Annotated in this window: 9 protein-coding genes; 5 read left to right on the top strand and 4 right to left on the bottom strand. The window is 32.7% G+C overall.

Annotation, left to right across the window (positions count from 1 at the left end):
- Nucleotides 1-47: 47 nt before the first annotated feature.
- Nucleotides 48-1,004: a tetratricopeptide repeat protein gene (locus E1J38_RS04835; protein ID WP_133356048.1), complete on the top strand. Its 957-nt coding sequence runs from the start codon at nucleotides 48-50 to the stop codon at nucleotides 1,002-1,004.
- On the opposite strand, the gene E1J38_RS04840 is transcribed toward E1J38_RS04835, so the two are convergent.
- The 4 genes from E1J38_RS04840 to E1J38_RS04855 form a co-directional block, all read right to left on the bottom strand.
- Nucleotides 1,001-5,923: a DUF8202 domain-containing protein gene (locus tag E1J38_RS04840; protein WP_133356049.1), complete on the bottom strand. Its 4,923-nt coding sequence runs from the start codon at nucleotides 5,921-5,923 to the stop codon at nucleotides 1,001-1,003. The two genes, E1J38_RS04835 and E1J38_RS04840, sit on opposite strands and share 4 nt — an antisense overlap.
- Nucleotides 5,924-6,210: 287 nt before the next feature.
- A complete protein-coding gene (locus tag E1J38_RS04845) occupies nucleotides 6,211-10,473 on the bottom strand; it encodes a hybrid sensor histidine kinase/response regulator transcription factor (RefSeq protein WP_133356050.1) in 4,263 nt (1,420 codons plus the stop codon).
- 303 nt (nucleotides 10,474-10,776) lie between these two features.
- Nucleotides 10,777-11,823 carry a GntR family transcriptional regulator gene (locus E1J38_RS04850; protein WP_186525820.1) on the bottom strand — a complete coding sequence of 349 codons (1,047 nt, stop codon included), beginning with the start codon at nucleotides 11,821-11,823 and terminating at the stop codon, nucleotides 10,777-10,779.
- Nucleotides 11,824-12,182: 359 nt separating this feature from the next.
- A complete protein-coding gene (locus tag E1J38_RS04855) occupies nucleotides 12,183-13,715 on the bottom strand; it encodes a sulfatase (RefSeq protein ID WP_133356051.1) in 1,533 nt (510 codons plus the stop codon).
- Nucleotides 13,716-14,172: 457 nt separating this feature from the next.
- Here E1J38_RS04855 and E1J38_RS04860 point away from each other — a divergent pair, with 457 nt between their 5' ends.
- The 4 genes from E1J38_RS04860 to E1J38_RS04875 all read left to right on the top strand — a co-directional run bounded on the left by E1J38_RS04860 (nucleotide 14,173) and on the right by E1J38_RS04875 (nucleotide 20,702).
- Complete coding sequence (locus E1J38_RS04860; protein WP_133356052.1) at nucleotides 14,173-17,004, top strand: alpha-L-rhamnosidase; 2,832 nt, start codon at nucleotides 14,173-14,175, stop codon at nucleotides 17,002-17,004.
- Nucleotides 17,005-17,021: 17 nt separating this feature from the next.
- Nucleotides 17,022-18,734: a PQQ-dependent sugar dehydrogenase gene (locus E1J38_RS04865; RefSeq protein ID WP_133356053.1), complete on the top strand. Its 1,713-nt coding sequence runs from the start codon at nucleotides 17,022-17,024 to the stop codon at nucleotides 18,732-18,734.
- A gap of 70 nt (nucleotides 18,735-18,804) precedes the next feature.
- Nucleotides 18,805-19,827 (top strand): L-rhamnose/proton symporter RhaT, encoded by a 1,023-nt coding sequence (locus E1J38_RS04870; RefSeq protein ID WP_186525821.1) that lies wholly within the window; start codon nucleotides 18,805-18,807, stop codon nucleotides 19,825-19,827.
- 23 nt (nucleotides 19,828-19,850) lie between these two features.
- Complete coding sequence (locus tag E1J38_RS04875) at nucleotides 19,851-20,702, top strand: amidohydrolase family protein (protein WP_133356055.1); 852 nt, start codon at nucleotides 19,851-19,853, stop codon at nucleotides 20,700-20,702.
- Nucleotides 20,703-20,709 lie beyond the last annotated feature (7 nt).

Consider the following 20,709-nt stretch of genomic DNA (forward strand, 5'->3'; position numbering starts at 1 on the left):
TCTTTCCAATAAAATTGCGGCATATTATTTGATGCTTTAACTGGCATATGAAAAGAGTCCTACTTATTTTATTATTTACACTTCCCATTTTGTCTTTTGGGCAAGCAAATAAATTCTACAGAAAAGCCCTTAGAACCATTGATTCTGAAGAAAAAATAAAGCTACTTGATGAAGCTATTGCCTTAGATCCCAACCACCTTGATGCCTATTTTCAAAGGGCCTTAGCTAAAAATGACCTAGGGGATTTTAATGGAGCTATTGTTGATTATTCAAAAATTATTCTAAATAAACCTGATGCAGACAGCTACTTTAATAGAGGTAATTCTAGATTTAGTTTAAAAGATTTTGTTGGAGCTAAAAATGATTATGCTAAAGCCTTTGAACTTGACCCCAATTTTATTGATGCCTTATATAGTTTAGCTTGTGTTAAATATGACTTGGAAGAGTACAAAGACGCTATCAAAGATTTTAATGAAATTTTGAAAGTAGCCCCTAATTTTCCCGAAGTTTATATGCTAAGAGCGGCATCATACAAAGCGCTTGAAATGCCAAAAGCAGCCTTGAAAGATTATATATTAGCCATATATATATCACCAAATGCTAACACCTATTACAACCGTGGTGTATTTTATCTGGAGATAAATAATTATACCAAAGCAATTAAAGATTTAACCAAATCTCTTCGCTATAATGACAATAACACGTTTGCCTATTTTTATAGAGGCACTGCTCATCTTCTTTCAGGAAAATATAACAAAGCTATTGACGATTTCACCAATGCCTTAGCATTTGATTCTATGGACTTTGATGCTCTTTTAGGATTAGCGTTGTCTTATCATAAAATAAATGATATTTCCAATGCAAACCTTTATTTGAAAAAGGTGAATAGTATTTTGAACCCCGAGGGTGTTGAAAATTCCATTGATTTATATGAGAATACCTATTGGTATCAAAATCAGTATTACTTTTTTATAAATAATATTAAACCCTCAATTAAACACTAAAAATCACTTCCTAAAACAACCTTATTGCTGACAACACCTTTTTTGGTCGTTATTACAAGTACATATATTCCTGGTCTAATATTTAAAGTATGAGATGAGTTTTCTAAATGCAAATCATCAGACACAACCTTATTTCCTTGAAAATCAAATAATTGAACACCAATTATCTTATTTTGAATTGAATTGGTTTCTAACTTAAGTTCAGAATTTAACATATTATATTGTGTAGAAACTTTAATTGCGTTCGATTCCTTACTAATAAATCCGTCAGAAGGTTCAAATACTAATGAGAATCTATCACTATACACTCCCGAACTTAATGATACTTGAAAACCCTCACTATTAATCAAAAAAGTTTCATTAGTCTCTTTATCTAATAAGTAGGCATTACCACTATAATTCTCAAACGAGTCTACTTTTATTAAAACATTACCACTATTTTCAATATTTAACCCTAATGGATATTCTTTAGTACTATCAAAACTTGACACACCTTGAATCACAAATTTTTGACCATCTAATATCCAATACATATCATCTTTATTAATATCTACCAATAAGGCATCATAACCAAGATCAAAACTATCAGTAGCATGATTATCTGCTCCAATTAAAAGTTGTCTTTTATATCCTTTAGATGAAACAAACTGTAATCTAATTTTAGGCCTCGAGTCTTTTTTTACAACTTCTACTTGCTTTGACTTATTATTAGACTTAAAAAATAGTGACCCATCATTTATTCCTGTATATCCTTCTCTAACAAAAACACGTTGACTATTTTTAAAGGTAATGGTTCCTCCTTCTACTGTAGAGGTAGTACCACTTAACCCCGAAGGAAGTTCGGTACTAACAAAAAAACCTTGCCCAACCGGGATATACTTTTCAGGTATTTTCCCTCCTCCAACTTCTGGCAACGAATTGTCAATAAGATCATCAGTAGCATAAGCCTCAGTGCCACCCATAAGTGTGTAAGTAGCATATCCCCCAACATAATCTTTCATGTAATGAGAATCAACATCTCCAAAATGGTGCCAAAAATATAATGCTCCATTTATAACATTATCTGTATTTCTACCTATTTCACCATTAATAGTTTCGGTAGATTTAATATTATCCAATATAAATTCGTCAGCATCTATAGCACATGGATATGGATTTCCTATTAATCTCTCAACATCTCCTGAAGACTTATCTAATTCTAATATAATATTACCATTGTTCGGCAACCCTTTAAATACATAATTTTGATTGTTACTAACGGCCACAGACCCAGATGTACCTTTCATTGTATAGCCCTCACCCGGAAGTAATGGCGAATTTTCATTTAAAGAAGTCCAAGAACTCATATCTCCAACAGCCCCATAAAACTTATAAAGCCAATAAGTACTTACAACTCTAGGTATTGACGGTGTATCAGAATCGGCTGCGTTATAACTACTATCAAAATCAATACTTTGATAAGAAGAAGAATCTGTTCCATCATTAAGAACACCAGAAATAGTATAATTTGGGTTTTCTCGTGCCATACCAGTACCTCTTGTGCTAGTATTACCAGAAATAGGCCCTACTGAAGACGACCAATAATTATAATTATATGCATTAGCAGTACCTTGTTGATCTCTTTCAATATAGCCACCGCTATCAGCATCAAGCACACTTCCTTCATCTTGTATTAATTGAGACTCCCCCACTAAGTCTATAACACCATCAATCTCTAAATAATGTGTTACTCTTAAGCTTTGTCCATCGTTATTCTCAATTGGGGAAACAACCACAGGGTCTGCAATTGTTAATGTTCCAACTGTTTGTATTAAACCTAAAACAGTTATATCCTTATCTCCCGAGGTAATATCATGTCCTATTTCAACAATATTCCAATCTATATAAGTACTACCATCTAAACTTAAAGCGTTTGGAGCTATCTGGTCTGAGCTATTAGCCCATGTTGCTGAATTTCCCCATTCTCCACCTGCCACAGACACATAAGGCACCGGAATAGTTTGGTCTTCAACTAATGTTTTATCTTTATCTAAATATTTTAATCTTAAAAAGTTTCTGTCATCTGTTAAACCCTCAATAGTTGAACCGTAAAATGCGTTGAAATCATAATATGCTTTTAGTTTACTCCATGGAATTGAAGCTACTTCGTTACTGGAGGCGTCTTGAGGCAGTGACTTTCCGGTCACAAAATCTCCTGTTCCCTTTTCTATTTCTTGGTTCATTAAATATCTTATCTGAGACTGGGTTAAACCCTGATCCCATACATATATCTCATCTATGTCTCCTAAAAAAGGGTTTGTTATATTATTCTTATCAACATAAATAGCACCAACCGAAAATCTATTGTAGTTTGGAGATGGTGCTACCACGTTTTGTTCTGACTTGTCTAAAACCCCATCTACATATAGAAATATCGTTCCACTATTATAAACAAAAGTTACTTGATGCCATTTATCATCATTCAAAACCATTGTAGAAGTAAACCTTGGTGTTACATCATCATCAACCATAACCTCAATTTGGTGAGAACTATTTAATCTTAGTTGAAGTTTACTACCCTTAGCCATGATTGTTCTAGTACTTGTTTGTGTTGAATTAGCTTTAACCCAAGCAGAAATAGTAAAATCATTAATATTGAGGTTTAAATCATACTCTCCAACCAAATAGTCTCCAGATGCAATATTTACAGAATGATTTTCTTCAAGTTTTGAAACCTTTCCAAACGTAAAAAATTTAGTCCCATCAAAATCGTACCAAGTTTGAAGATTAGAAGCCTCATCAGATTTCAATGGTATAACATCAATGATATCTGTATCAGCAAAATTGGCATTATCTGCCACAATTAATGCATATTCCTCATCTACTCCTAAAGCAAAACTACTAAAAGCAGCAGATGGTATAGAAACAAACACATTACCAACATCACTGCTACCATCTTCCAAAGATTCTACAATCTTCCATTTTCTATTTATTCTTGTCAATGAGGTTGTAATGCCTGTTGCAATGGTTACCGTATTTGTATTTGTACCAGAAAAGATATCATTATTGCTTCCCCAAACTAAGAAATCACCATCCTTATTAAACTCATTAATATTAGCACCATTAGTTGAAAAAATACCGTTCAACCCAATAGTAACTTCGTTAGGCATATTTAAAGTTTTAGACTGTTTTTGGTTTAAGTCTGAAATAGAATCCCTTCCAATTCCTGCTACATGATAATTATATCCAGTATTAGCTGAAATATCCCAAACTGATGTTCCAAAAGAATTTATATAATCTTTTTCCGCCTCTGTAGAAGTCCCAAGAGTGATTCCATATTTAATTGCTAAATACGATTCTATTTTTTGTCTATCCACATCCGATACGCGTTCAGCAAATGTAAAAATCTCTGCAACGCGGCCATTTAAACTTCCCTGAACATCGTAGTTTCTTCCAATCCAATATTCAGTTCCATTTACAACACTTGGAGGACCCGGATCTACAAATCCAACATTATCAAAAGAAATATCATTAACAGAAGTAGTTGTCAACGTACTAGAATTATATAAAATCTCCTGTCCTGTAGGCGAGGAAAAAGCATTATTTCTAATATTAATAATCCCTGCGTTTGAATAGGTTTTACTGGTACTAGTTTCTGCCTCTCCATTATAACTACCTCCACTAGGAATATTCTGATTATATGACAAGATTTCATTGGTAAACTCTGATGAATAATCCCCAAAACCTACACCTGTCATATCACCAGCACTACCCGATGATATTCCGGCAAAAATGGTGTTCCCCGATGAAGCATTTGTCACCGTTGAATCGGGAATCATAACAATAAAAATATCCTGACTATAAAACCCGTTTGAACTATTGTACATATATTGCTCTTTGGAAACACCATCATTCTCAAACTTAACAACCGGATTAAAATTGATATTATCCGTTGCAGTATCAAGAAATGTAGGCTCTTTTCCAGATACCGTTGTAGCATCTTTTCCATTAGAACCCAAATCTAACCAGTCTGAAACACTTGCCCCAGAAGCCACATTTATACCTCTATTAGACTTTAACCATAATCTAAAATCGGCCGTAACTCCACCTGGCCCAGGAATATTAAAATTGAACATTTCTGCGCTAACATCAAAAGTATATGTAGTATTATCAGAATTTGAAATACTTATAGTAGATGTATAAGTACCAGACCCAAGTGGTGGTGCCGTAAAAGTTACAGGTAATACCATATATGATCCTGGGTCAATGTTCGCAGTAAAAGGAGCTGCAGTTTCCAAATCTGGCATAATTAAATATGGTAATACCGCAAATTCTGAAGAAGAACTTATTACCCCCTGAACTTCCAAAGGACAACTACCCGTATTTGCAATAACATAATATCTTGTTTCTGAAACCCCCGCTTCTATAACTCCAAAATACGTACCATTGGTAGCACTGGTAGTTGTGGAGCCATGAATAATATCCGCAGACGGACTCCCTCCTAACACATTTATTTCTGGTGCACCACTAATTGTAAATGTAAATAAAAAGTCAGGGTCGCTGTTACTAGATACAGTTACACCTGTTGAAGCGCCGCAGTTTCCACTTATATTAGTAACCGTAAAGTCCATATACTTATCACCATTCTTACAATGATCTGGTTTAATATTTTGAGGAAGACCAGAATGACTTAATGAAAAAGCACTACTGTTGGTAAGTGTAATATCTTGAACCCGTAAATTAGCACAACTACTAGCTGTAGTGGTAATTCTAAAACTGATAGCATTACCTGCGGTAATAGAAACAACATCATTTTGGGACAATGAAGCACCACCTATGACTTCAATCTGTATGTTTTGAGACTGTAAATTTGTGCAAAAAAAGAAAAAAAGTACTAGGTTACAAAAGTACTTTAAGTTGAGGGATTGGGCTATTCTCATTTTTAAAAACTTAAAAATTAAATTTTATTTTAGAGAGATTAGCAATTTAAAAAAACACGATTAAATGCGTTTTTCATCGAAAAAAGTATATAAAAAAATTAAATAAACAAATTTTTCCTACTTTTTATTTGAAAAATTTTAAATAATTTAACCGTTCATCTATGATTTTACGTTAATATTAAGAAAAAAATCAACCTTTTAATTTCTGTGGCAAGTGCACCAATTTCTTGGTTTCAAAAAAGTCTTCGGGAACAATAATCAAATAAAAGATTATAAAACATAGCACTTTAATCTTTTACTTTAAAACCCTTTACATACTCACTAGGTGTTTGTCCAAATTGTTTTTTAAAACAGGTTCTAAAATACTTGGTATCTGAAAAACCAACCATAAAAACAACTTCCGTTATTGAATATTGACCAGATCGAATAAGTGTAGCTGCTCTTTTTATTCGGATAGTTCTAATAAATTCTGAAGTAGATTGACCAGTAATAGACTTTATTTTTTTGTGAAGTGCAGAACGACTCATACCAATATCTAATGAAAATTTTTCTACTGAATAATCAGAATTATCAATGTTTTTATCAATAAATTTAAAAGATTTCTTTAAAAAGTTTTTATCTAATTTACTGGATAATTCTTTCCAACTAGAGGGTGTAGATTTTGTCTTGAATTTTTCGGCCCATTGCTGTTTGGTTTTTAAGATATTATTGACTCTAAGCCTCAGAATCTCCATATTGAAAGGCTTTAACACAAATTCATCTGCACCTGCTTCTAGTCCTTCTTTCTCATTTTCCAATCCTAGTTTTGCAGTAAGTATTATAACCGGTATGTGACTTGTATTGATGTCATTTTTAATTATTTTACACATCTCAACACCATTCATTACAGGCATCATTAAATCTGATATGATGATATCTGGTCCCAATTTTAATGCTAGATCTAAACCTTCTTGTCCGTTTTTAGCACTTATAACTTTGTAATAGTTTTCAAAATAATTTGATAAATACTCTCTTAAATCTGTGTTATCTTCAACTATTAATAATGTTGGAGTTTCCTTAGTGTATTCAACTTTTATTTTGGCTTTAGGAGGCTCTATTAAGTCGCTTTTAAAATCTTTTACTTCTTTTTTAACGAAACTAAAATTATACTGTTTTGGATGAATTTCAAGCATGGCATCATCTTCATATTCTCCCTTAGATATAGGAAATGAGACGGTACAGGTAGTTCCTTTGCCTACAGTGCTATCCATGAAAATATTGCCTTTATGAATTTCAATCAGTCGTTTTGTATAGGCCAAGCCTAAACCAGAACCAGTTTGTATACTATTACTTTCTTTTTTAATTTGATAAAACCTTTCAAATACACTTGATAAATCATCACTAGCTATTCCAATCCCTTCATCAACAACTTTTATAATGGCACATTCTTTACCATCAATATTTTCTTTATCTAAAATTAATGTAATGCTTTTACCAGGAGATGTAAACTTAAAAGCGTTGGATAATAAATTGTATACCACTTTTTCAATTTTATCATTGTCAAACCATGCCTGAATAGAGTTTTTAGTAGACTTGAATTTGAAATTTATTTGTCTTTCGGCAGCGATTTCCTTAAAGGCGTTATAAATTTCAGTTAGAAAACTTACAAGATTACCTTCTTCTACTATTAAATTTACATTACCAGACTCAGCACTTCTGAAGTCTAATAATTGATTAATTAGCTTTAATAGACGTGTTGAATTTTTATACATTATAGCATTTAAGCGCTGTAGATATTTTGCATCATTACTTCCCTCCATAATCTGCTGTAGAGGTCCTATTATAAGGGTTAATGGTGTTCTTAATTCATGAGAAATATTTGTAAAAAACCTTAATTTCATCTGATTCATCTCTTCAGACTTTTCATGCAAGGCACTTTCCAATTTTATTTGATTCTTTAGCTTTATTTGATTCCATCTTACTCTATTTACTATAAAACCAATGACTCCTAAAAGCAAAACAAAAAATACAATTGCAGTAGTTGTTAGGTACCAAGGCGGTGTAATTGTTATCATTATTTCCTTAGAAACATCACTCCAAACAGAAGAACTATTAGAACCATATACTTTAAAAATATAATCTCCGGGAGGTACGTTTGTATAAGATGCAAATTTACGCTCTTGACCTATTGTGTTGTGCGAATTTTCCTCAAAACCTTCTAAAACAAATTTGTACCTGTTTTTTTTGGGGTTAGAAAAGTGCATGCTTGAAAATTCAAATTCAAAAGAATTTAAATGATGTGGTAATACAATTTTTTCTGTTTCATTTAACCCTTTATTTAATATGATTTTACCATCTACTTTTTCATTCACCCCTACAGGTTTATTAAATAGTTTGAAATCTGTAAGTGTAACCTGCGGCTTTTGAGAATTAACAGTTAAATTATTAGGGTAAAAAAATGTAAATCCACCTACACCACCACATATCATCATTCCTGATTTTGTGAATTCCATGGCATTATCTACAAATTGATCCACATCAAACCCATCTTCTTTTTCAAAATATATTATTTTTCCAGTACTAGGGTTTAACTTAGAAATTTGTCTTGTATGAATAGACCATATGTTGCCTTTAAAATCTTCTTTTACTTGAGTGACAACATTACTCGGCAAACCATTTTCAACTGTATAATTTGTAAATTTAAAATCATTTTTATTTGAATAACTTAAGCAATTTAACCCACCCCCGTAAGTACCAAAATATAAATCACCATTTTTAGCTTGATGAATATCTAGTATATGGCTACTACTTAAGGTATTTTGATTCTCAGGGTTGCTATAAAATTTTTCAAAAGTCACTTCCCCTGTAGAGGAGCGGTTTAATTTATTTAAGCCGTCAACTGTTCCAACCCAAATATTACCTTGTTGGTCTTCTAAAATATCCCTTATGTTATTGCTAGACAAGCTTGTAGAATCTCTTAAAGATGCATTGTAATTAGTGGTGTAGTAGGAGTTGGTTTCCTTATTAAAACTCATTTTTATTAAACCTTTTTCCCAAGGCCCAAACCAGATATTTCCTTTTCTGTCTTCCTCAATAGCAAAAACCCGACTATCTATTTTATTTCCTAAATAATCTTTTACACCATCAATTTCTTTAATGTTATATGTTTTAGATGTCTCATTGTAATCTATTTTAAATAAACCATTTAAAGCGCCCACCCATATAGCACCTTCTCTATCACTTATTAAGCGTTTTACTTCTGGGAAAAATGTGGCTTTATTTTTTTTTATGTCACTAATTGAATCTAAATATATTATTGGGGAAACAGATGTACTGGAAACATTATTTCTGAATATGTTTTTATCTAGACCTGCAATAATTCCTTTCTGTGTTCCAAACCAAAAATTACCCTTTTTATCTTCGCAGAGGGTAACTATTTGAGATTTAAATAACTGTGATGAATACTCAGTACTTAAATACTCGGTTGAATTGTAAAAAGAATGACTTTCTAAATCCATTTTAAACAAACCATTAGTTAAAGCGCACAACCACAACACATTGGAGTTGTCAATGAAGATTTTTTGAATATCTTGATTATCTATTAGGTTTTTTAATTGTTTGTTTTTTGATAAATTTTGAATTTCTCCAGATTCATCATTATAGTTTAAAAGCAATCCGTTTCCTGCTATCCATATTCTACCTTCTTTATCACCAGACATATTAACAAGCCGTTGCTCTTTTAATTGGTTAAGAGCTATACTGTTTTTAAGATTTATTGTTTTGGATTCAATAACTTTTAAATTGTCGTTTAATTTTATTTTTAACAACTCAAGGTCTTCATTTATAATCCATAACGTATTATTCGGATATTCTAAGATATCAAGAGCAGTACGTTCACTATCAAACAATGATTCTGTATAATCTGTAGCATCAATAGATAGTTTTGGGGTTGTCCCATCTCTTACAATGTCAATTTGATGTAGCTTAACAGTCTTAGATGGTGTTAAAAACCAAAATTTACCATTTGCAGATGGTTTAATGTTTTTAATATCTAGTTTAAACCCACCATATTTATTCAAGAAAAACTCATATTTTAATTTACCTTGATCATCAATTTCAAAAAGCTTTATACCATCTAGAGAATCAATAAAGAAAATTCCCGATTCAGACTGATATATACTGTTTTTACCAGTAAATACAGGGTTAGCACCTGTCTCAAAATAAGTATTAATAATTCCTGTATCTGGATTTATTCTATTAAGACCCGCTATGGTTCCTACCCATATATATCCATCTTTATCTTCAAACAGCTTAAGTATAACACTACTACTTAAACCCTTATCGTCTACACCATAGTTATATAACTTCATGGAATAGCCATCGTACTTATTAACTCCATTTAAAGTAGCAAACCACAAGTAACCGTTCTTGTCTTGAATAATGCTAGTAACCCTATTATGGGATAACCCTTCTTCTGCACCCGTTTGATGTAACCGCCATTGCGAAAACATAGAGGTATAAATGAGTAAAAAAAAGACCGTAAAGTAAAACTTTCTTATGGATAAAATCATTTATAGTTAAAAACCTTTGTTAAATACTTTGCTAAATATAAGTATAAACAATTTCTAATTTACCTTGATAAAACACAAATTCTATCAAGTCGTTTTAATTTGAAATATTGAATCTGAGCTTATAAACTAAAATCATAAAACAATCATTCGTGTGTCTAAAACTATATATTTAGATTTAAGTTAATGCTCCAAAAAACAACTTAAGATGTGATTTTAAAAAGTAAAAGAATAGAACTAACCTAATGCCCAATTAAAGTATGATAAATAAGTTTTATCTTTTAGTAAAAATTTGAAACAACTATTTTATGCAGATGCTCTATGGATAAAATTGAAAGGTACTTTATATTTTCCTCTTTCCTTGTTTAAAATCATTTTGGCCGCCATATCTCCCATAACATTAAAGTCTGTAGATACTACTGAAATTCCAAAAAGATTTTTAAGAGGTGTATCGTTATAAGAAATAACACCAATGTCTTCTCCAAGTTTAAATTCTTTCTCTCTCGCTTGTTCTACAAAAGTAACCAATTCCGACTCTTCGATAATAATGTATAAATCTCCTTTATTTATGTTCATGTCAAGAGATACTTCGTCTATTATCTCAAAATCAAATTGATGTGTGTCACAAAACCTTCTAAAGCCATAAAAAATTCTTCTAGGATATGGGTAAATTGATTCTTGGGGATATACCAATATTATTTTTTGGTATTTTTTTAATATGTGTAGCCCTTCTGTCAATGCACCGTATATATCCTTCTCGAAATCTTGATATACTGTTATAATCTGGTTTTGATTTGATTCTAACGCATTATCCATTAAAATGAGTTTGTTCTCTGGTATTTTCTTTAAAGCATTAGAAACTTTTGGAGTCATGCTAGTGTGCTCCAAATTCTCTGTTTTAAAATGAGGCATAATCACATAATAATCATAAGACAATTTGTGCTTGTCCAGTAGGTTTAAAAATAGTGTTTCATCTCCATTATAAATATGGATATCTGTATGTGCATTTTCTCCAATAGAATCAGCAAAGGCATTATATATTTTCATTTTATAAGCACTCAACTTATTAATTAAAAATAAAATATTAATCTTAGATATAAGTTCTGTTCTTGCTATGTAAAAACCTTTGCCCCTTATAGAAGAAATGACATTGCGCTCTTTTAAAATATTATATGCTTTTTCAACGGTGTCACGAGACACAAATAAATTTTCGCTAAAACTATTGATTGATGGAATTTTTTGATCCATAACTAAATTTCCAACGGAAATATTATGAATTATAGATTTAACAATTTGCTCATATTTAGATTCTCTTGATTGGTCATCGATTTTAATAAATTCTGCTATTTCCATTTTATTAAAGTTTAAAAGTTAGAGTGTTAGAATATTTAGTTGGTAAACATGTTGCGTTCTAGTGAAAAATGTTTACTACAATATTATAATGTTCTTGCTGCTTCCTTAAGGAGATATGTTTTTGATAAGGGGGTAAATGGCTACTTTTACAGGGGTATATGTTTTTAATTTAGGGGGTAAATGTGTAAGTCTAGCAACCTTTATGATTAAGAAATCAACTATCTAGAAGGGTTTATAAAGAAACTAATATCTCTCTCTATGACTTTAATTAACGACTGAAATGCTAGTTGTTTGTAGTATCTAAATAATCTTGAGTGTTTATTTATTAGTCTAATAAATAGATTAAAAAAGAGTATGTTTTAATTAAGTTCTATCTTTTTTACACCTTTATAACCCCCTGCTTGTACACCAATACTTTCTAGAGCGAATTTGGAAGGGTCAAATGTCTTATTTGGTATAGGTATTACAGCATTAGATTCAGCTATACGATTTTCAATTATTTTATCTAGTTCGATTATTTTTTCAGGGTATACCTCAGAAAGGTCATTTTGTTCGCCAATATCCCATTTTAAGTTATAAAGTCGATAACCGTGTTTAAAATCTTTACCTAAGTGAAAGATTCGAATTAATTTCCAATCTCCTGAACGAACAGAAATTGAAGCCGGCAACCAATCTGGTACCTTTGGTTGATGAGGAAAAAATGTAATAATCCCATCTCTTTCGATGGTTTCTCCTTTTAACGTAGGTGTTATATCCATACCATCAACAATATGATCTTTGGGCAGAGGTATATTTGTTAGATTTAAAAGTGTTGGATAAAAATCTATAGATTGGATTATTTGATCTGATTTTGTTCTAGGAGTTGCTACACCTGGACAAGATATTATAGTTGGTACTCTAATACCGCCCTCATACAAGGTTGCTTTCCCCCCTCGTAAAGGCCTATTACTTGTTGGTGGAGTAATATATTTTTCTCCTGAGGGTAAAAAATCAATGATGCCATTATACATGTTTCCACCGTTGTCACTTGTAAAAACAATAATGGTATTATCTGCAAGACCTAATCTGTCAATCTCATCTAACAATCTCCCTACTGCTTGGTCTAAAGAATGTATCATAGCTGCATATGTAGAAGAATGTTGCAAATCTGTTAGGTCTACTTTAGAACTATAATATTTTTTTAAGGTTTCTTTGGCATCAAAAGGGGCATGTACAGAAAATTGCCAGTAGTTCATAAAAAAAGGTTTAGACTTATCTACATTTCTTAACCAAGAAACAGCTTCCTCTGCCATTCTATCCTCTATATGTTCTTGGGCATATTTTTCTTTAAAACTAGGGTATTTCCAAGGAGCCACAAAACTCTCTGCAGGCCCAGGACCTGGCCAATGCGGTATATCAATATCAAAACCATGTTGCAACGGAGAATACGGTTCTCTTCCTAAATGCCACTTTCCAAAATGTGCCGTAGAATAGCCTGCCTTTTTAAATTGCTTTACTAAAGTGGGGAGTTTATTATCTAATCGCGATACCGAAATACAATTTACTGCCTTATTCTCACTATTTGGGTTTTCTTCAAGCGATGCCTTAAGCAATTCTTTTTCTAGGTGTGCTGTTGGCGCGGTAATACCTGTTCGTAAAGGTGTTTGCCCTGTTAAAATACTAGACCTAGTTGGAGAACACAAAGGGCTTGCGGCATAGGCATTAGTATACGTTACGCCTCTTGCTGCTAATCGTTCTAAATTTGGCGTTTCGTAGAATTTAGTATTTCCGTATAAGGTTACATCGCTCCACCCTAAATCATCGGCTAAAATAAATACAACATTTGGTTTATCTTGTGCATTAGAATTTACAGTTAAGATGAATACAAAAAGTAAAAAAAATAGTTTTTTCATTATGTCATTTTTAAAAATCTCAACTAAATCCATTCATTAATCTTTACAATTTAGCTGTAACAATATTAATATAAATGAAATGAAAAAGCATCCTGTTGCTTCTGTGAGAAGAACATGTCTTTTTATTTTTTGGTTTAGGTAAAGATTTAATCTTGAAATCTTAAATCATGATTTTTACTGACATCAAAACTTAAGTGTTTCACAAAGTACTTATAGGTATCCCTGTTGAGTTTAATTTAGTGATATACCCCATTTCATCTTTAGTGTATATTTTGTAAAGTATCTATTTTCTGTAGGTTTTATAGAAATAAAATTTCTTTCTCCTAGCATCAAAAAGCGCCTATTTATATGAATTTCCAACAGAAACGACAGGATGCAAAAATCTATTTTTAGTAATAAGTTTGTTGAACTAAAATCATTTCTTAATAATTCTTTAGTAATTAATTAAAAAAGATAAATGAAAAAAATCACACTCATATTTCTATCAATAATTCTGCTTCATTCTTGTTCAAAAGAAGCAGAGGATAACATTTCAATAAGCAAAATAACTGTTAATTATTTTGAAAGTCCAATAGGTATTGATGATCCAAATCCTAGTATTAGTTGGACAATGTCATCTAACGGAAGAAACAAAAAACAAACTGCCTACCAAATTAAAGTAGCAAGTTTAAAGGAATCATTAAATACTGACGACAACACACTCTGGGATACTGGGAAATTAGTGTCAGCACAAAATTCACAAGTACGCTATGCAGGTAAAGAATTGCAATCTGGACAACATTGCTATTTTAAAGTTAGAATTTGGGATGAAAATGATGTTGCTTCATCTTGGAGTGAAGTAAGTATATGGACCATGGGATTACTAAATAAGTCTGATTGGAAAGCAAAATGGATTGGTTATAAAACAACTGATAAAAACAAAAAAGACACTTTACATTTACCGCCTCCGCCATATTTACGAAAATCATTTACCACCAAAGCCAACCTAAAAAATGCTACGCTTTACGTAACGGCACTTGGTGCTTTTGAGATGTCTTTGAATGGTAAAAAAATAGGTGAAGATTTTTTAACACCTGGTTGGAGTGACTACAATAAACGTATTTATTATAAAACTTACAACGTAACTTCTCATTTAAACGAAGGAGAAAATACCATAGGTGCTATATTAGGAGATGCTTGGTATGCTGGTTATGTAGGTCCAAAAGTATTATCTAAACCTAGAAACAGAGAGTTATATGGTTTGCATCCTGGATTGCTTTCACAACTAGAAATTGAATACGATAATGGCGAAAAAGATATTATAACTTCTGATGAAAGTTGGAAAGCTAATGAAGGGCCTCTCATTTATGCCGATTTACTTATGGGGGTAGCCTATAACGCTAATTTAGAACTTCCAAATTGGAATACTACCAATTACGATGATAAAGATTGGAAACCTGTGTTCATCCACAAAGGCACAGAAGGTGTTATTCAGGCCTACTCAGGGAACAGCATACAAGTATATAATGAAATTGAACCCATTGAAATTACCGAGCCTAAAAAAGACACGTACATTTTTAATTTAGGTCAAAACTTTGCAGGACATGCAAGACTACAAGTTAAAGGAAACAAAAACGATACCATAGTTATCCGTTTTGGAGAAAGGTTACATGATGATGGTAGATTAATGACCGAAAATTTAAGGTTTGCGCGCGCTACAGACACCTATATTTTAAAAGGCGAAGGCACTGAAGTTTGGGAGCCTAAATTTACATATCATGGGTTTCAATATGTTGAAGTTACAGGTCTTAAAACAAAACCTAGTAAAAAAACAATTACAGGTATCCCTTTTGGGTCATCAATCCCTTTTGAAAGTTCGTTCACTTCTTCTGATGAGGTTTTAAATAAAATGTATCAAAATGTGGTATGGACACAACATTCTAATTTTATGGAAGTACCTACAGATAGTCCGCAACGCGATGAGCGTTTGGGGTGGCTCGGAGACGTACAAATCTTCTCTAGGTCTGCACTTTACAATGCTAACATAGGTGCGTTTAATACAAAATGGTTTGCAGATGTTCGTGACGCGCAATATGATAATGGGCCTTATGCTGTTTTTGCGCCTCGACCATACCCTAAGTTGGTTTGGTATTCTCCAGGGTGGATGGAAGCTGGTGTAATGGTGCCTTACAACACGTATAAATTCTACAATGACACAAAAATTATAGAAAGCCATTATGAATCTATGACCCGATTCATGGATTATCACATAGAAAAAAGTAAAGCGCATAAGTTTTACCCAGAGCATTCTTGGGCAGACGCAAAACCTGAAGGTGGTTTTGGAGATTGGTTGTCTATGACGGACAAGCACCTTTCACATGATATACTTGCATCTATGCATTATCAATATGCGTTAAAGATTATGTCTGAAATGAGTGGTGCTATTGGCAAGCAAGAAAAGGCAAACTATTATGAGGCCTTATATAACGAATCGGTTAGCGCATTTATAAAGCACTATATAGATGAAGATGGAAAGTTTCAAATAGATGAAGCTGTTTACGGAAAAGCGAAAGGCTATTTTGAAGGAGAAAGAGGCTTTACAGGTCATACACAATCAGCGTATGCAACAGCTATTTATTTTGATTTATTACCTCTAGAACTAAAAGAAAAAGCAGGAAAACATCTTGTGGATTTATTAGCTAAAAACAATAATCTGCCATCTTCAGGTATTTTAGGGATCAGGCAATTATTACCAGCGTTATCCTCTATCGGACGCTCTGATTTGGCTTATGAAATTCTGTTAAAAAAGGATTATCCTAGTTGGGGATTCCAAGTAAAAAATGGCGCTACAACAATTTGGGAACGATGGAATAGCTACACACCAGAAAATGGTTTTAACGGAGAAATGAATGCCGAAATGAACTCTTTTAATCACTATGCTTTTGGTGCTTTTTCTCAATTCTTATTTAGTGATATAGCAGGAATCAATACAAAAGATGCTGGTTTTAGCAACATAGTAATAAAGCCAAAATTAGGTAATAAGGCATTGACAAGTGTTAACGCTAAATACGCTTCTATCAATGGGGATATTGTTTCTTCTTGGTCAATTGATGGTTCAAGTTTTAATCTAGAATTAGATATACCAGTAAACACCTCAGCTAACGTTTACTTACCATCTAAAAAGGGAAGCGTTGTATCTGAATCTGGTAGTAAAATTGATTCAAAATTTATAAAGTTCTTAAAACAAGAAGGAGAATATAAGGTTTATGAAATCGGATCTGGAAGTTACAAGTTTAAATCTGAGATATAATTTTTATTTCTAAGAGGTTGAACAGTATCAAGACAGTATTTAAAACAAGATTCTTCTACATTTTACTATTAGTAGTAGTGCTTTGCAACTGTAAATCAGAGCCAAAACATGAATATAGTAGTACTATAAGTATTAACACGGAGGACATACAAAACGGAAAATTAATTTTTGAGGAAAAATGTAGTCACTGCCATAACTTTAAAAAGGACGCCATAGGGCCTAATCTTAGTGGGATTACAAAAGAAGTTAGTGAAGCGTGGATAAAAGAATTTATTAAGAACCCATTTAAGATGATATCTCAAAAGGATCCAAGGGCAAAAGCTTTACATCAAAAATATAAAACATTTATGCCGGAGTTTTCATATTTATCCGAAAAGGAATTTGACGAACTTCTAAGTTACATGAATTCTTATTTAAAGAAGGAAGCGCCTGGTAATAAAAATTTAGAAGACGTTATAGACAACCCAATTAAAGACACGCTCGTTTATTCTGAAGCTAAAGCTCATATAGAGTTTGTAGCCCAAGTACCTGCTTCTTCGAAAAACGGTCCCTTAGCTCGAATAAATAAGATGGCATGCACTACTAATACGGAGCGCGTTTTTATTAACGATTTAAGAGGAATGCTTTATGAATTGAAAGGTGATAAGCCAGAATTATATGCTTCAATCTCTAAATATCACGATAGTTTTATGCCTGAACCAGGACTAGGTACTGGGTTTGGGAGTTTTGCTTTTCATCCAGACTTTTCAAAAAACGGATTGTTTTATACTGCACATTCAGAAAAATTACATAAAGCAAAAGCTGATTTTTCGCTTCCAGATAGTATTCCTGTAAAACTACAATGGGTTATTAAAGAATGGAAAAGTAAAGACCCAAAAAGTTCAGTTTTTGAAGGTTCAATTCGAGAGCTTTTGCGTATTGATTTTGTTACTATAATGCATGGTATTCAAGAAATTACTTTTAATCCACATAGCTCAAAAGATGATCCAGACTATGGCATGCTATACATTGGTGTTGGAGATGGAGGTAGTGTTGCTTATGGTTTTCCAAAAATAGCCTTACATGATGGGGCTCAAGTTTGGGGCACAATTTTGAGAATAGACCCTAGGGGCAATAATAGTGATAATGGTAAATACGGCGTTCCAAAAGATAATCCGTTTGTAAATGCAAATAACAAGAAAAGGGAAGTTTGGGTTTATGGGTTACGAAACCCTAATAGAATTTGCTGGAATGCAGAAGGACAAATGTATGCCAGCGATATTGGGCATAATATAGCGGAGGAAGTAAACATTATAGAACCAGGTAAGTTTTATGGCTGGCCTATTAGAGAAGGTAGGTTTTTAGTAGACCCTAATGGAAATCAAAGTTTAGCGTATCCTTTACCAGATAACGATGCCGATTTTGGTGTTACATATCCTGTAATTCAATATGATCATGATGATGGTTCAGCTATTAGCGGGGGGTTCTTTTCTAATACAGCTACATTTAAGGGGAAATACATTTTTGGAGATATTCCAGAGGGTACTGTTTATATAGCAGATCTTTCAGAAGCCAACACTGACAAAAGGAATATTAAAAAGTTGAATATAGTTTTTAAAGGAAAGCAAACAGATTTTGGACAGCTTACCAATAAACGTCGTATAGACCTTAGGTTAGGTCAAGATTGTGATGGAAACATGTATATGTTTACCAAAGCAGATGGGAAGATTTATAGAATGATTAATGAATAGTGATGAATTTATACGCGCCGTCAAAACCACTTTGTAGTATAAATACAATATAATAATCAAGTATATGGATATGGCATTTTTAGTAGGTGTATTACTCGTAGCATTGGGAGGAATTTTAGAAGGTCTTTTTTCAATACCAGTTACTAAAGTAAAGACATGGGAGTTTGAGAATATATGGGGGGTTGGGTCGCTTCTTGCACTTTTGTTATTACCCTGGCCTTTGTCATATCTTTTTGTAGATAATTTATGGGAATTATATAGCGCTATTCCTAATTCAGTATTAATCAGTGTTATTTCGTGTGGGATTTTATGGGGCATTGGAGGAATATACTGGGGGCGGGCCATTGCTGCTCTTGGGATGGCTTTAGGTGTATCAATACTTATGGGGCTTATTAACGTTTTTGGCTCAATTGTACCACTATCTGTATTTGAACCTCATAAACTCTTAACAACAGGTGGCTATATATTAATATTGGCCATTATTGTAATGATTATAGGTGTAGTAATAATATCAATTGCTGGTCAAAAGAAAGAAGAGGCTTTAAATACCAAAGACCATAAAAAAACTGGAACATTTCGTATTGGCATCTTATTTTGTTTAGTTTCTGGCATCCTTTCGGCTGCCGTTAATTTTGCATTTATTATTGGCACTCCAATAACGGAGGAGGCTTCAAAAATGCAGGTACAAGACTATGCAACAAGTTTTGCAATTTGGAGCCTTGTGTTTACAGCTAATTTTTCCATTAACACTTTTTTCGGTTTTTATATGATGATGAAAAAAGGAACGCTAAAAAACTTATCTAAAGGCAGTTTTTCTAGAGAGTGGATAGGTGCAATTTTTATGGGTTTAGCATGGCCTGGAGGTATTATTATTTATGGTATTGGCGCAAATGCCATGGGACCTTATGGCGCTTATGCAGGCTTTCCAATGATGATATTGGCATCTATTCTAGCAGGGAATTTAGCAGGTGCTTTAGGTGGCGAATGGAAAAACTCTGGAGTAGCACCTCGCCGAATTATGATAACAGGAATTTTGGTATTGTGTTTAGCCTTTTCCCTACTGGGATATTCAACTTATGTGATGAATGGATAAAAGTTTAATATGAAAATAGAACTATGAAAAATTCATCAATAATTGACGCGCATATTCATCTATGGGATATAAAGCATTTAAATTATCCTTGGTTAAATCAATTTCCTAAAATCAATAGAACTTTTTCCTTATCAGATTATAATAAGGCTACAGCAGAACAATCTATTGAAAAAATGATTTTTGTTCAAGCTGAATGCAAACCTTCTCAATTTTTAAAAGAAGTGGAATGGGTTCAAGCACTTTCAGAAAAGGACGAGAGACTGTCTGCAATAATACCTTGGGCACCTTTACATATAGGAAACGCAGTAGCGGAAGTATTAGAAAAATTTGCAGAAAACCAAAAAATAAAAGGAGTTAGACAGTTAATACAACCAGAAGAAGATTTAAATTTTTGTATAAGTCCCGATTTTATTGAAGCCGTTAAACTCTTAGGAAAAAACAATCTACACTTTGAATTAACTATAGATCCAAAACACTTTCCTGCTGTTTTAAAACTTGTAGAAAAGTGTCATGACACAATATTTATATTAAACCACATAGGTAATCCAAGTATAGTTAACAAGCAATTATATCCTTGGAGACAACACCTAAAAGCCTTTGCTAATTCTGGACCACACTACTGTAAATTTTCAAACCTAGTCTGTAATGCCAATTTAGATCTCTGGGATATTGATGATTTGAGACCGTATTCAGATATAGTGATTGATGTTTTTGGTCCGGAAAAATTAATATGGGGTAGCGATTGGCCTCACGTACTTCGTGCCTCTTCTTGGTCAAAATGGTTTAAAACAGCAGTTTCGTTAACAGAAAGTTTAAGTGAAGAAGAGCGTGATAAAGTTTTTAAAACAAATGCAATTCGTTTTTATAACCTATAAAATAATA

The organism is Seonamhaeicola sediminis, assembly GCF_004358095.2.
GTDB classification, from domain to species: domain Bacteria; phylum Bacteroidota; class Bacteroidia; order Flavobacteriales; family Flavobacteriaceae; genus Seonamhaeicola; species Seonamhaeicola sediminis.